The 12,847-nt window shown below is 65.1% G+C and carries 15 protein-coding genes and 3 pseudogenes; 13 read left to right on the top strand and 5 right to left on the bottom strand.

All coding sequences use genetic code 11. From position 1 onward, the window contains the following. A pseudogene (locus AB4Z09_RS27750) lies at positions 1 to 394 on the top strand (hypothetical protein); the annotation flags it as partial. 358 nt (positions 395 to 752) lie between these two features. On the opposite strand, the gene ccsB reads toward AB4Z09_RS27750, so the two are convergent. Continuing rightward, a complete protein-coding gene (gene ccsB, locus AB4Z09_RS27745; RefSeq protein WP_442241240.1) occupies positions 753 to 1,721 on the bottom strand; it encodes a c-type cytochrome biogenesis protein CcsB in 969 nt (322 codons plus the stop codon). A gap of 467 nt (positions 1,722 to 2,188) precedes the next feature. Here ccsB and AB4Z09_RS27740 point away from each other — a divergent pair. Beyond that, a pseudogene (locus tag AB4Z09_RS27740) lies at positions 2,189 to 2,437 on the top strand (FtsK/SpoIIIE domain-containing protein); the annotation flags it as partial. A gap of 238 nt (positions 2,438 to 2,675) precedes the next feature. Here AB4Z09_RS27740 and AB4Z09_RS27735 read toward each other — a convergent pair. After that, positions 2,676 to 2,876 (bottom strand): hypothetical protein, encoded by a 201-nt coding sequence (locus AB4Z09_RS27735; RefSeq protein ID WP_442241239.1) that lies wholly within the window; start codon positions 2,874 to 2,876, stop codon positions 2,676 to 2,678. 218 nt (positions 2,877 to 3,094) lie between these two features. On the opposite strand from AB4Z09_RS27735, the gene AB4Z09_RS27730 reads away from it, so the two are divergent. The 5 genes from AB4Z09_RS27730 (at position 3,095) to AB4Z09_RS27710 (ending at position 6,308) form a co-directional block, all read left to right on the top strand. Beyond that, positions 3,095 to 3,241: a hypothetical protein gene (locus AB4Z09_RS27730; protein WP_442241238.1), complete on the top strand. Its 147-nt coding sequence runs from the start codon at positions 3,095 to 3,097 to the stop codon at positions 3,239 to 3,241. Positions 3,242 to 3,770: 529 nt separating this feature from the next. Next, positions 3,771 to 4,016 carry a hypothetical protein gene (locus tag AB4Z09_RS27725; protein WP_442241237.1) on the top strand — a complete coding sequence of 82 codons (246 nt, stop codon included), beginning with the start codon at positions 3,771 to 3,773 and terminating at the stop codon, positions 4,014 to 4,016. Beyond that, on the top strand, positions 4,013 to 4,924 hold the full coding sequence (locus tag AB4Z09_RS27720) for an NAD(P)/FAD-dependent oxidoreductase (RefSeq protein ID WP_442241236.1): 912 nt from the start codon (positions 4,013 to 4,015) through the stop codon (positions 4,922 to 4,924). Before AB4Z09_RS27725 ends, AB4Z09_RS27720 begins: the two co-directional genes overlap by 4 nt. Beyond that, complete coding sequence (locus AB4Z09_RS27715) at positions 4,918 to 5,838, top strand: RNA polymerase sigma-70 factor (RefSeq protein ID WP_442241235.1); 921 nt, start codon at positions 4,918 to 4,920, stop codon at positions 5,836 to 5,838. Before AB4Z09_RS27720 ends, AB4Z09_RS27715 begins: the two co-directional genes overlap by 7 nt. After that, positions 5,835 to 6,308 carry a flavodoxin family protein gene (locus tag AB4Z09_RS27710; protein ID WP_442241234.1) on the top strand — a complete coding sequence of 158 codons (474 nt, stop codon included), beginning with the start codon at positions 5,835 to 5,837 and terminating at the stop codon, positions 6,306 to 6,308. Before AB4Z09_RS27715 ends, AB4Z09_RS27710 begins: the two co-directional genes overlap by 4 nt. A gap of 557 nt (positions 6,309 to 6,865) precedes the next feature. Here AB4Z09_RS27710 and AB4Z09_RS27705 read toward each other — a convergent pair. Then, on the bottom strand, positions 6,866 to 7,594 hold the full coding sequence (locus AB4Z09_RS27705; RefSeq protein ID WP_442241233.1) for a ubiquinone/menaquinone biosynthesis methyltransferase: 729 nt from the start codon (positions 7,592 to 7,594) through the stop codon (positions 6,866 to 6,868). 83 nt (positions 7,595 to 7,677) lie between these two features. After that, positions 7,678 to 8,130: an alpha/beta fold hydrolase gene (locus tag AB4Z09_RS27700; RefSeq protein ID WP_442241241.1), complete on the bottom strand. Its 453-nt coding sequence runs from the start codon at positions 8,128 to 8,130 to the stop codon at positions 7,678 to 7,680. Here AB4Z09_RS27700 and AB4Z09_RS27695 point away from each other — a divergent pair. After that, positions 8,111 to 8,778 (top strand): annotated as a pseudogene (locus AB4Z09_RS27695) (LysR substrate-binding domain-containing protein); the annotation flags it as partial. The gene AB4Z09_RS27700 and the pseudogene AB4Z09_RS27695 sit on opposite strands and share 20 nt — an antisense overlap. A 60-nt stretch (positions 8,779 to 8,838) precedes the next feature. Next, positions 8,839 to 9,624, top strand: coding sequence for a lipase family protein (locus AB4Z09_RS27690; RefSeq protein WP_442241232.1), 786 nt, complete (start codon positions 8,839 to 8,841; stop codon positions 9,622 to 9,624). A gap of 214 nt (positions 9,625 to 9,838) precedes the next feature. On the opposite strand, the gene AB4Z09_RS27685 is transcribed toward AB4Z09_RS27690, so the two are convergent. Next, on the bottom strand, positions 9,839 to 9,991 hold the full coding sequence (locus AB4Z09_RS27685; RefSeq protein ID WP_442241231.1) for a hypothetical protein: 153 nt from the start codon (positions 9,989 to 9,991) through the stop codon (positions 9,839 to 9,841). A 151-nt stretch (positions 9,992 to 10,142) separates the two neighbouring features. Between AB4Z09_RS27685 and AB4Z09_RS27680 the strand changes: the two genes are divergently transcribed. The 4 genes from AB4Z09_RS27680 to AB4Z09_RS27665 all read left to right on the top strand — a co-directional run bounded on the left by AB4Z09_RS27680 (position 10,143) and on the right by AB4Z09_RS27665 (position 12,646). Continuing rightward, complete coding sequence (locus AB4Z09_RS27680; RefSeq protein WP_442241230.1) at positions 10,143 to 10,493, top strand: hypothetical protein; 351 nt, start codon at positions 10,143 to 10,145, stop codon at positions 10,491 to 10,493. Between the two features lie 342 nt (positions 10,494 to 10,835). Then, entirely contained in the window at positions 10,836 to 11,882 is a 1,047-nt protein-coding gene (locus tag AB4Z09_RS27675) for an IS110 family transposase (RefSeq protein WP_442241229.1), read from the top strand. A 64-nt stretch (positions 11,883 to 11,946) separates the two neighbouring features. After that, positions 11,947 to 12,336, top strand: coding sequence for a VOC family protein (locus AB4Z09_RS27670; RefSeq protein ID WP_442241228.1), 390 nt, complete (start codon positions 11,947 to 11,949; stop codon positions 12,334 to 12,336). Between the two features lie 139 nt (positions 12,337 to 12,475). Further along, positions 12,476 to 12,646: a hypothetical protein gene (locus AB4Z09_RS27665; protein WP_442241227.1), complete on the top strand. Its 171-nt coding sequence runs from the start codon at positions 12,476 to 12,478 to the stop codon at positions 12,644 to 12,646. The last annotated feature ends 201 nt before the right edge of the window (positions 12,647 to 12,847 follow it).

The raw sequence follows: 12,847 nt of genomic DNA, 5'->3' as shown, positions 1-12,847 counted from the left end.
CAGAGACAGCGTCATAACCGTAGATGCGCTCCAAACGCAGCGGGCCACCATCGAGCACATCGTCGGCCGGGGCGGGCACGTGGTGATGACGGTGAAGAAGAACCAGCCGACCCTGTATGACGAGTTGAAAGCGTTGCCCTGGAAGGACATTGAGGGAACATCTGATGTCGACCGCAGCCGGGGTCGACGGGTGCGGCGCACGATCAAGGCCGCCGAGGCGCCGGCCGAGGTGGCCGGATTCCCCCTTATCGGGCAGGTCGTGCAGATCCGGCGCACCCGCACCGTGAAGGAGAAAAAGAGTGTTGAGCTGGTCTTTCTGATCTCCTATATGGACGTGGCGCACGCGCAGCCGAAGGAGATCGCGGCGTGGGTGCGGGGGCATTTGGGGGATTGATCACTACCCGGTGCCCGTTCCATGTGGCGGCGAGGCGTCAGTCCTGGGGCTGACCGTCGATCATCTGACGCCGGTCTCAACAATCCGTCAAGTGTCCGATTCTTGTCTCAACATCTCAACATGTCCGATTTTTGTCTCAAGTTTCGGTCTCCGCGGCAGCAGCACCCGCGCGCTCTCGCTCGCTCGAGGCACCAATGGCGGTTCGTTCTGGGCTGCATGTGGATTGGATAGGTTGAGCGGTCGGTAGTCACACCTAACGAGGGCTCCCGATCACACAAGTCTGGAACAATTCCATCCTGTGCGCACTCGGGTCTGCCTACTCGTTCCATCACCCACAACGGCCGTTTCCGGCGGGACGCTAGTTGAGTCCCGCGTAGGAGTGCAGACCCGAGACGACGAAGTTGATGGCGAACATGTTGAACAGTGTGGTGGCGAGGGCGGCGACGTTGATCCACGACGCTCGAAGGGTCCCCCATCCGCTCGTGGCTCGGGCGTGCAGGTAGGCGGCGTAGAGCACCCACGCGATGAAGGAGACGGTCTCCTTCGGATCCCAACCCCAGAAGCGCCCCCACGCGGCTTCGGCCCAGATCGCGCCACAGATGACCCCGACGGTGTAGAGCGGGAAGCCGACGATGGTGGTGCGGTATGCGACCCGATCGAGCAGTTCCGCGGAAGGAAGGCGGTTGGCGAACCACGTGATCGGGCTGCGGGCGCTGTCGCGCCCGTGAACGGCGATGACCTGGAGCAGGCTGGAAGTGCCAGCGAACGTGAGGATCCCACACGCGGACACGATGATTGTTACGTGGATCGCGATCCAGTAGGAACGCAAGGCAGGCACGACAGGAGCGGCGTCGTTGTACATCACGGCTGCTGCGATGAACAGAAGAACGACGACCGGTGCGAGTACGAAGACCGTTAGGTTGCGGATCGGGTACCGCCGCACGGCGACTAGCCAACACGCCACAGTCGCCGCGCACAGGAACAGTGCGTACTCGTAGAGGTTGCCCAGCGGCCACCGGTCGGTCGCCATGCCGCGTAGGACGATTGCCGCCACGTTCAGTGCAAGGGCAACGAGGGTGACCGCGACGGCGGCGCGGCCCGCTCTCTCGCTCTGCGGGCGGATGCTGTCCGCGGCCGGAATCCGCCCAGGCGCATCCGGCGCGGATGCGCCGACGTCGACCATCGCCCTTGCGTCCGCTGCGACTTGGCGGCGAACGGATGTGCCCGCAAAATCGAAAGTCGATAGAACCAGAGCGAGAACGTAGATCGCAAACGCGGACGCGAAAGCGTAGTCGCTGTACTGCGCAAGTGTGGTGTTGACCGGCATGAGTCCCCCTCGTGACCTATCGGCTACTACGCTGGATAGTAGACGGTGGGTCGTTGGACTGGGGGTGGAACGGTCCGTCGCTGGCCTTACGTGACTCCGGGGTCCGGGGTGGATGCATTCCACCGGCAGTCGAGCGGCTTGTAGAAGCCGCTCAAACCGGAACTCGGACCCTGGGCTCACGCGGCCGGACCATCTCCGGCCGGCCAGATCATCCGCTGCGCGCATCGGTGAGCCAAACGGCATTCATGGGAGAACACCCGAGACGAGACCAGACCTCCGACCAGACCGACGACCCACCAACGCGGTGAGGGTGGATGGATGGAGAGAGAGAACTCGCACATCACTGGAGAAGCGCACTTCTAGGGTCGACCACCACAATCCACCCACCTAGTGAAGGGGTTTCGCATGACCAGTTCGTTCACGATTGCTACGCCGGCCCAGACACCTTCGGTGTTCCCTGCTGAGGGATCGGCGGAGTTCGAACGGTTCCTCCCCTGGCTCGAGAGGGCCGGATCCTTTTCGGGACGAACAAGGTAGGCGACGAAGCGGTGTGGGACATGCGGGTCGACCCGCACGCGTTGTTCGCAGGAGCCACCGGTAGTGGAAAGACGGTCGCGGCGACCGTGCCGATCTTCGCTGCCCTGTGCTGCCCCGACATCTACGACCTGATTGTCGTAGATCCGAAGGGCGACTGGGCGTGGACGGCACAGTTCCCGAACACCACGTATGTCACAGAGGCGGAGGTTCCCGATTGTCTAATGCAGGTCGCGAACGCCGCTGCAGATCGCAAGGCACGCGCTGACTGGCTGGACCTGCGGGACCGCGGACTGCTGACCGCGAAGGAGGCCGAAGATCCGAAGTACGAGGACGGCCCCGTGTACAAGCGACTTCTCGTGGTCTTCAGCGACTTCGACGAGCGGAGGCTGCCAGTAGCGGCGAGCGCTGCGCCACATCTCACGGTGTACCCACCTTGCCGAGGTCAATCTGCTCGTGACAGCTCAGCGGCCGAACGCAAACACCATGTCCCACGAGCTCATGGAGAAGCTCGGGCTTCGGCTGTGCTTCCGGAACGTCGACCGGGCAACCAGCATCGTAGTTCTCGGTCATGATCGTGCCGCGAATGACGGGGAGGATGGCCCGCTTCCATACGGTCAAGCGTGGAAGTACAGCGAGTTGTATCCGCTGAATGATCCGATCTTCCACGTCCCGTACTTGCCGATGAAGACGCAGCCGTCGCCGTGGGACAGCTCGGTTGAGCTCGAGGGTGCTGAGGAGAGGGCGCTACGTCACCAGGGGGTGAGCGGCGGCGGGTACGGCCGGGTGGCATCCTGAGCGCCTCGGAACTCCCCAGGGCCCTTCTCGCGTATGTGGCGTTGAGTGCGCGTCACCAGTGGAAGGCCTTGCAGCCCTGGGCCCGCCTGCTCATCGCAGGTGTCGGAGCTATCGTCGTCGCGATCATCATCGCCGTCGCGGCCCCCGGTTTCGTGCACGTCATGAGCCTGCCTGTCATGGGCTCCTAGGTGTGAGCCCCACCCCCCACTAGGCGTGACCAGATTCTTCCCGGCTGCCGCGGACGTGGAAATCTGAGACGAGCGCCTGGGGTAAGAATGCGGATGAGACAGAAGTCGCCCCGCATTTTGAGACGAACAAGGATTTGCAAGCCTTCCCTTGCCTGTGACTCGCGGTGATATGTCGCGGTGTTCTCGCGTCGTTCCTTGGCGGTCCAGAGGGAGATGACCGCCGACGCCTCTTCCCGATCCGGCCGCGCGGGTTCTCGCGGGTCCTGTGGGCATCCATCAAACAGGACACCGGATTGAGCAGGCCCGGTCGAATCCAACTGCGGCACCCACCACGATTCTCGCCGGCCGACAGCCATATCCAGCCTCTTCATGGCATAGCCAGCTGTTCTTCCCGAGGGACGACCGGCAACTGAACTGGTGCAAAGGCCGGGCGGACCGACCGAATCGGGGTCGGGTGTCACATTTCTGTCGCGGTCGGTGTCTTTACGTGTGTGATCGAAGTCGGCGAGAGATCGGGGAGATTGTGGTGATGACGCATGTTGTCGTTGTGGGTGCGGGCTACGCCGGGGGGATGGCGGCCAATCGTGTCGCCTCGGCAGGGATCTCCGATGTCGTGGTGACTGTGATCAATCCTCGATGGGAGTTCGTCGAGCGGATCCGGTTGCACCAGTACGCAGCCGGCAGTGGGCCGCAACAGTCCCACTGGCCGATCTGCTTCACCCCGCTGTCCGGCTTCGCGTTGGGACCGTCGACAGGATCGGCGAGCGGTCGGTGACGTTGAACGACGGCCAGGTGGTTGCTTTCGACTTCCTGGTGTACGCAGCGGGCAGTGGAGCCGATCGGCCCGGCGTCGAACAGAGCGGTGTTTGTGCGGTGACCGGGCTCGGCGCTGCCGAACGGCTACATGCGCGTCTGCGCGCATTACCTGCTGGTGCTCGGATCGTCGTTGTCGGCGGCGGCCTGACCGGGATCGAAACGTCAGCTGAGATCGCAGAGCAGTTCCCCAGGCTCAGAACGCATCTGGTGACGAACACGGTCGCCGCCTCGATGCCCGAGAGAAGCCGTGCCGCAATCGAGGGCACGCTCTCCGCTCTGGGTGTGGCGGTCCAGGCCGGGCTGACTGTGACCGACGTCCGTGCCGGCGGAGTCGACTTGCGCGGCGGCGGGGTCCTCGGCGGGGACTGCATGATCTGGGCGGGTTCGTTCGGGGTGCCCGGCCTTGCCCGGCGCAGCGGGCTTCCGGTGGACCGACTCGGCAGGCTGCGTACCGACGAGTCGTTGGTGTGCGTCGATCACCCGCGAATTGTGGGAGTCGGTGATGCGGCGGCTCCCCCGCAGACGGTTGCCGGCCATATCCGGATGAGTTGCCAGGCTTCGATCCCGATGGGCGCGCACGGCGCCGATACCGTACTCGCACTGCTCGACGGCCGGCCACCGTCGCCATTGTCGATCGGTTTCGTCGGGCAGGCGGTGAGACTGGGGCGCCGCCGCGGGCTGATCCAGGTCACCGGACTGGACGACAGCCCGCGGGCGTTGGCGATCCGCGGCCGAGGGGCCGCGGTAATCAAGGAGGTCGTGTGCCGCTCGGCAGTGCAAATGATCAGCCGGGCCCCACGCCACTACCGGTGGCTGCCGGGGCCGCGGCACAGTGGCGTCGAGATAAGTCAGGCGCAGGAATGCTGAGCACGCAGGTGTTCACCGAATGTCGGCCGCTGCTGTTCACCATTGCCTACGAGATCCTCGGGAGTGCTGCCGATGCCGAGGATGTTGTTCAGGACAGCTTCCTGCGCTGGTGTGCCACCGATCCGGGGACTGTCGAGCGCCCGCGTGCCTATTTGGTGCAGATAGTTACCCGACAGGCCCTCAACCAGATGCGAGGGGTGCAGAGACGCCGGGAGGATTACGTCGGCAGTTGGCTGCCCGAACCGATCTGCACCGCACCCGATGCGGACGAGGACACGCTCCTCGCCGAGTCCGTGTCGATCGCGATGCTGCTCGTGCTCGAGACCTTGAACCCGCACGAGCGGGCGGTGTTCGTGCTCGGCGAGGTGTTCGGGTACCCGCACAAGGAGATCGCCGTCATGGTGGGCAAATCCGATGCCGCCGTCCGGCAGATCGCTCACCGTGCCCGCGAGCACGTCCAGACTCGGCGGCCACGGTTCCAGCCCGACTCACAGTCGAGCCAGACGATCGTGGTGCAGTTCCTGCTCGCTGCCAAGAACGGAGATGTGCAGCAGCTGATGAACCTGATGGCGCCGGGCGTCGTCGAGATCACCGACGGCGGGGGCAAAGTTACCGCGGCACGCAAACCTGTCGTCGGCGCCGAACGGGTCGCTCGCTACATCGTCGGCCTCGCCCGAAAGTCCATTTCCGGATTTGGCGCTGACCTGACGACCTGCAACGCGCTACCCGCCGTGCTGTTCACCGACGACGGGCGGATCGACTCCGTGCTCGTCTTCGATATCGACGACGGCCTCATCCGCGCCCTCTATGCCGTCCGGAATCCCGACAAGCTCGGCCACAGCCGGACTTTCCATCCACTCACACGAATGACAGGACACAACATGGATACGACATCGGCAGGAGAATCATCGTGAATGCACTGATCGTGTGTACGTCCGTCTCGCACGGCAACACCAGAAAGATCGCCGACGTCATGGGCGAGGTGCTGTCTGCGCCGGTCATGGCTCCCGAGCAGGTCGATCCAGCCGCATTGGCAGGCTACGACCTGGTTGGATTCGGGTCCGGGATCTTCCAGATGTCCTTCCACCCACAGCTACAAGAGTTCGTCAGGGCCCTCCCCCCGCAGCCTGCAACCGCGGCATTCCTGTTCTCCACCAGCGGCCTTCCCGAACCTCCGTTCCGGCGCTACAACCGTTCTCTCGAACGACTACTCGAGCAGAAGGGGCTCGAGGTGGTCGACACGTTCTCCTGCCGGGCGTTCGACACCTACCTGCCGTTCAAGCTCGTCGGCGGAATCAGAAAGGGGCGGCCGGACATCAACGATCTGCGGGCCGCACGTACATTCGCCGAACACCTACGTACGCAGACGGTCCCCGCGTCCTGAGCGGTCCAATGCCAGAGCACGATCAGGCCATCCAACGCACCGCCAGGGTGAATCCACTGGAGTGATTGGAATCGGGAGCGGTACACCGCCGGTCTTGGCTGGGGTGTACCGCTCAACGGTGCGGGCCATCTACAGGTGCGTTGCCAATCTCGCTGTCGACAGCAGCGGGCCGTCGACATCGGACACCGACCGTTGGTCGAACAGCGTCGAAAACCATCGTTTGTCGACAAACTCGACCGAAAATCGTTGCCCCAGGCCGGAGTTTGTGACTCGCGGCGATAGGTGACGGGGTTCTCGCGGCATCTGGTGGTGCCAACAACATCTACGCCGCGCTGGCGCGCCCACGGACCGTTTTGTACACGCCCACCGCGTCCGTGCCTATGCGGGAAATACCGACGAACTGCGGCAGCTGCACATTCGGTCAACATCTGTATCGACTGGTTGATGGCTGTCGCCACAGCCATGACCCGCAATACGAGAAGTGGTACATCAGGTCTGTCCGGAGTCTTCATCCCATCGCATGAAATGGCGTCGGCCCACGACCGTCGCCTGGTCGACTATCTCGGCTTGGTGGCCCAGTGGATCGCAAGGGCGCCGAAGAGGTGCAGTTCGTGACCGGCACCGACGAAGCCCGCCTCTTCCAGTAGCTCCTGGACCTGGGCGGGAGTCCGGAATCCCCGGGTCGTAGCCGAGAGGTACTCGTAGGCTTCCGGATCATTGGTGATGAGCCGTGAGAGTTGTGGGACGACGTACTTGATGTAGGCGGTGGAGAACGGCTTGGCGATGTTGTCCGGCGCCGGCGAGGTCTCCAGAGCCACCATCCGGCCGCCGGGCTTCAGCACGCGAAACTGTTCGGCCAGCGTGGTGGGGATGTCGGCCACGTTCCGCAGCAGGTAGCCGTGGGTCACGGCGTCGAAGGTGTCGTCCTCGAACGGGAGGTCCATCGCGTCTGCCTCGACCCAGGTGATCCGGTCGCCATCGGGACGGGCCCCGCCGATCGCCATCATTTCCGGCGCGAAGTCCACGGCGGTGACGTCCGCGTCGTAGTGGGTTCGCAGCACCTCGAGGGCGATATCGCCGGTCCCCGTGGCCAGGTCCAGCACCTTCGGGGCATCGGGCAGCTTTGCCCGCTCGACGGTACGCCGCACCAGCCGCGGCTCCTGTCCCCAGGTCATGACGAGGTTCATCAGGTCGTAGMGGCCGGCAATCCTGTCGAACATCGAGGAGACCCGGGCTGGATGGTCCGCGGGTTTGGCATCATCGGGTACCGGCTGGCTCGTGCTCACCGGCTCCACGGTAGCCGCTCCGCAGCCGGTGGCGGACCTGCCAGTCCGGCGGGGATGTCAGACACGCCCAACGTCGCCTCGATTCACTGACCTTCAGTTCCGACGTTATGGCCGCCGATCAGGAATGCGGTCAACTCTTTCGCAACTACTGCGGGCTGGTCGAGCATGGACAGCACGTACGCATCGTCGATCTCCACCAACCGACCGTTGGGGAGCAGTTCCGCCAACTGCTTCCCGTGTTCGCGGGGCATGACCTTGCCCGCTGAGGACCACAGGACCAGCGCGTCTCCCGAGAAGTGTCGCAGTGCCTCGGTATTGGCGATCAGGTCGGCCTTTACCAGATGTTGGGTGGCGTACTTGCGCAAGTCGCGACGAATGCCCTTCTCGCGTAATCCGGGTTCGGTCCATCCGCGCACGAGGTCATTCGGCAGCGGGGTGCGGGCCATATGCCCCATGAGCAGCGGCAAGCCGCGCAGCCATCCGATCCGCAACTGTCGCAGTGCGAGCACGATCCCCGCGGCCGCGGTGGGTGACAAGCTCGTCGGCCCCTGCGCATGGGGTTGATCCCGACCGTCGCGCCCTACGTGTTGCCCGCGCTGCAACCCGCGCTGCGCCGGGAGATGCCTGCGCTGGTTCTGCAGGTCACCGAGGATCAGACCGCGCGACTGCTCGATGCGCTGCGGACCGGCGCGATCGACGTCGCCCTGCTGGCGCTGCCGTCCGAGGCGCCCGGACTCATCGAGATTCCGTTGTACGCGGAGGACTTCGTGGTCGTCCTGCCCAAGGATCACGCGTTCGCCGGTCGCGACGACCTCCCGCCCGACGTGCTCGACGAGCTGCCCCTACTGCTGCTCGACGAGGGGCACTGCCTGCGTGACCAAACGTTGGATCCCTGCCGCTCGGTCGACGCGCATCCGCTCTCCGGTGACACCCGGGCGACGTCGATGGCCACCGTGGTGCATTGTGTCGCAGGCGGATTGGGGGTGACCCTGGTTCCGGACTCCGCGGTGCCGGTCGAGACCCGTCGCGGCGATCTGGCTACGGCCCGGTTCTCCGAGCCCGTGCCCGGGCGCACCATCGGGCTGGTCTTCCGGGCGTCGAGCGGGCGCGCCGAGAGTTACCGGCAGTTGGCCGCGCTGATGCGCGACGTCGCCCCGGCGGGAGCCGCCGCGGACCGAAGCTGACCGTTCCGCTCCTGCGGTGCGCCGCGGCGAGGGATGATCGGGTGATCACGAGGAGGCGAGATGCCGATGGACACCGCGGTCGCTGCCGGATGGGGTCCGTTCGTCCAAGCGGCCTACGACCAGTTCTTTGCGGCCCCAGGAGTGGCGAATCCGGCATCGATGTCGCTGCCGGCGGGGTACTCGCTCGTACGCACCATCCAGATGAACGATCTGTCGGGATCGACCCCGGTGTTCTTCGGGTTCCTCGCGGCCGGCGGGACGCCGACGGTCCAGGTGATCGCGCTTCGCGGCACCGCGACCGCCGCCGAGTGGGTGGACGATCTGCACTGGGCGCCGGTTCCGTTCGCGCAGGTGAGCGGCGGCGGGAGGGTGGCCGAGGGTTTCCTCGATCTCTACGACACCATGTCCACGATGCGACCGGGGGAGCCCGGCGTCTCGGCCGGAACGCGAGGGCTCGTGTCGGCGATCGACCCGGCGGTGCCGCTGATCGTGACCGGTCACAGCCTCGGTGGTGCTCTGTCGACACTCCTCGTCGCCGATCTTGCGGCCAACGACGCGCTGAAGCCCCAGGCGTGGACGTTCGCGGCGCCGAAAGTTGGCGACGCGAACTTTGCGGCGCGATACGGGGAGCTCAGCACCGTGTCGTGGCGGATCTACAACATCGTCGATCCGGTCCCGTACTTCCCGCTCGACCCGCTCGACGACTACCAGCACGTCAACACCGGCTATGCGATCGATTCGCTGACGTATGCCCGGTGGAGCCTGGGCTGTGCGCATTCGCTCGACACGTACCTGTACGGGCTCTCGCCCGCGACCGTCACGCTGGACGCGGCCTGCCGCAAGTGACTCGGCGTCCGAGGACGCTGCGGAGACGGGGCGGACGCCGATGCTGACCGAGACGTCGATGGTCACAGGTGGAAATTTCACTAGCGGTACCGGTGACGGAGACGATCGCCACCGCTGCAGTCCCGTGAACCGGAGGGTACATACATCGCCCCGACCTGCTGATGAACGAAGAACAGTGCCGCCCCTGGGAAATCCCCGGGGCGGCACTCTCGTTTCAGGCCGCGAGTTCGCGGCGCGCCGCGCGACATTCGCGACGGTTCGCGCGGGCCTTGATCTTCTTGACCTCACCGGGCTTCCAGTTGGTATTGCGGCGACTCACCCGCGTGAAGGCGTCTCGTTCCTCGCCGCCGACCGGCTGGCGCTTCATAGTGGCTCCCATCCTTCGCTGTTCTGTTGTGCTGGAAACACTCTCGCAACCGCCACGGTCGGGTGTTTCAGTGCCGGTTCGGCTGCAACACTGCCGAGGATGGAGCTGGATGGTGGTGTGGTCCGTTCGACCCGCTTCCTCAGGAGGATCCATGACCAACACCCATACCGCCACCACCGACGTGCTGCGCGGCGTGCGCACCGAGGCCGCCTCCGACGCATGGCATTACGGGTACACGCCCTGCCTGTCCGCGGAGGCCAGCGTCGAGTGGGTGTGTGAAGGCGCTGCGGTGTGGCAGGCGCACACCGACTATATGAAGTCGATCGGCTTCTACCGGTGGGCGTCCTACCAGGGCCGGATCTCGTACTACTCGTCCACCGACCGACCGGGGGCGTGGGAACGATCGTTCGTGTTCCTCAATGACGGGCTCGTCCTCGAGGTCTCCCCGACCGGCTCGCGGCCGTACCACCGGATCAGCGACGGATCCCTGGTCGAACGCTGATCGGAGGGCACTGCGCCACGCTATGCGGGATCGTCGGTGACGGTCGGCTCGCCTAGACGTACCTCGAGTTCGGCGATGCGGTCCTGGGCTTCCGGCTTGTATGGCGTGGCGGCACGTGTTCGAACTGACGGGTTCGTAGCGTGCCGTAGGAGACCGTGGGGGTGGCCCGGAGGCTTCCTGCCACCCGACCGGCCGGAGGGTTGGCTCTCAGAGGGTTCTGCCTCCCCCCGGTCTCCGTTCGCTGCCTGGCTCGACACAGGAGCGTCACCACCTGGTGGTGACCGGAAGCCGGAATGCCGACAGCGGATAACCCCTGTCCACTGCACACGGAGGCACGCCACGGTGATCGTGATCGGTATCGACCCGCACAAGTCCGCCCACACCGCCACCGCGGTGGATTCGGCGACCAACAGGGATCTGGGTTCGCTCCGGATCCGGGCCTCGTTCGACGACTACACCCAATTGATGACCTGGTCGAGGCAGTGGCCGGATCGGATCTGGGCGGTGGAGAACGCCTCGGGCCTCGGGCATCATCTGACCCAGTGGCTGATCGGCCGCGGTGAACCCGTCGTCGACGTCCCGTCGACCGCGACCGCTAGAGTGCGCGAACTCTCTCGTGGTGGCCGGCGCAAGAACGACCGCATCGATGCTGCTGCCGCGGCGTGTGTCGCGTTCTCGCAGGGCGACTTCCGGCCGGTTGCCTCTGAAGGCCACACCGATGTGCTGCGGATCCTGGACGAACGGCGCATCGACCTGGTCAAGCAGAACGGGCGGCTGGTCAATCAGCTTCACGCCCTACTGCGCGAGCTGTTGCCGGGCGGCATAGAGCGCGAGTTCGACACCGAAGCCGCCGCCCAGCAGCTCAAAGCGTTCGGCCCGGACACCGGCGCTAATGCGATGCGCAAGAACATCGCCCTCGACATCGTCGGCGATCTGCGCCGGCTTCGGTTCCAGATCGACGAGATCGCCACCCGGATCAAGACCGAACTCGCCGCCAGCGGAACCCAACTACGGAAGATCCCCGGCGTCGGGACCGTCACCGCCTGCCGGACCCTCGCCCGCACCGGCAACCCCACTCGGTTCCAGAACGAACCCGCATTCGCGAACTACACCGGCATCGCACCCGTCGAGATCGCCAGCGCCGACAAGCAACGACACCGACTCTCCCGCAGCGGCGACCGAATGCTCAACTCTGCCATCCACATCGTCGCCGTCACCCAGGCCAGGACACCCAACAGCGACGGATACGCCTACCACCAGCGGAAAATGGCCGAGGGCAAGACCTCACGCGAGGCGATGCGCTGCCTCAAACGGCAAGTCGCCAAACGGCTCTGGAGAACCATGCGTAACGACTTCGAGCAGCGTCTGACGCTGGCCGTGTCCGCGTAGACCGGATCGAGAGGTCGAACTCAAAAGTGCGGTATCACCCGAACACACTCGGTAGCGTGGAGGAATGGCCGTTGCCCAGCTGGGATCGATAACCCTGGACTGTGATGATCCGTCGGAACTCGCTGAGTTCTGGAGCGCCATGCTCGGCGGAGCTGTCACTCATTCCAGCGGGAAGTTCGTCACCGTCAAAACGCCACGGGCAGTGCTGACTGCAATCCGCGTGCCGGGCTATCGACCGCCAACCTGGCCTGAGGACTCTGTTCCCAAGCAGATCCACCTTGACCTCGTTGTGAATGACCTAGACGTCGCGGAGGCCGAGTCCGTGAGCCTCGGAGCCAAGGTTGCGGCTCTGCAACCAGCACCCGAACGATGCCGCGTGCTCGTAGATCCGGCCGGGCACCCGTTCTGTGTGTGCCTGCCGAGAGGCCCGCTGGCAACTGAGAATCCGCGATAAACGATCGCTGCTGAATTCCGAAGGGGGACGGTGCAGGTCGACACTTCCCTCGTCGACCTGCACCGCGACCATGGGTGCCGGTGTTCGAATGGTCCTGGGGTTGACAGCACACACAGGAACCTTCAGGAGAGCCGCCGGGGTGCGGTCCGAGCCCTTCGCGACGGTGATCACGTACCGGTTTCCGGTTTTCGTGTCCTCCACCGGCATCTCGACGAAGTTGACGGCGCCGGCGGTCTCTTCGAACGTCGCGCGGGCCGCGGGCCGCGGCGCCGAGGATCCGTGCGAGGTGCTCGGGGGCGCGGCCGCGTAGGGAACCGTCCGGGTGGTCTGGTGTCCGGTCGCTGTTGATTTTGGATTGGGAGGATCCCCCTGATGGCTCGTCGTATCGTCGCCACCACCTTGTTGACCGGAGCAGCCCTCGCTGCCGCGCTCGTCCAGCCCGCCGCCGCAGGAGCAGTAAGCGATATCCCCGGAGGGCTGAACTACCCGGTCGTCTACAACATCCACGTGG

Origin of the sequence: Rhodococcus sp. TAF43, assembly GCF_052113525.1 — a bacterium.
Classification (GTDB): Bacteria; Actinomycetota; Actinomycetes; order Mycobacteriales; family Mycobacteriaceae; genus Prescottella.
Note: the sequence above shows the minus strand (reverse complement) of the source record. Positions and strands in the feature narration are given on the sequence as shown.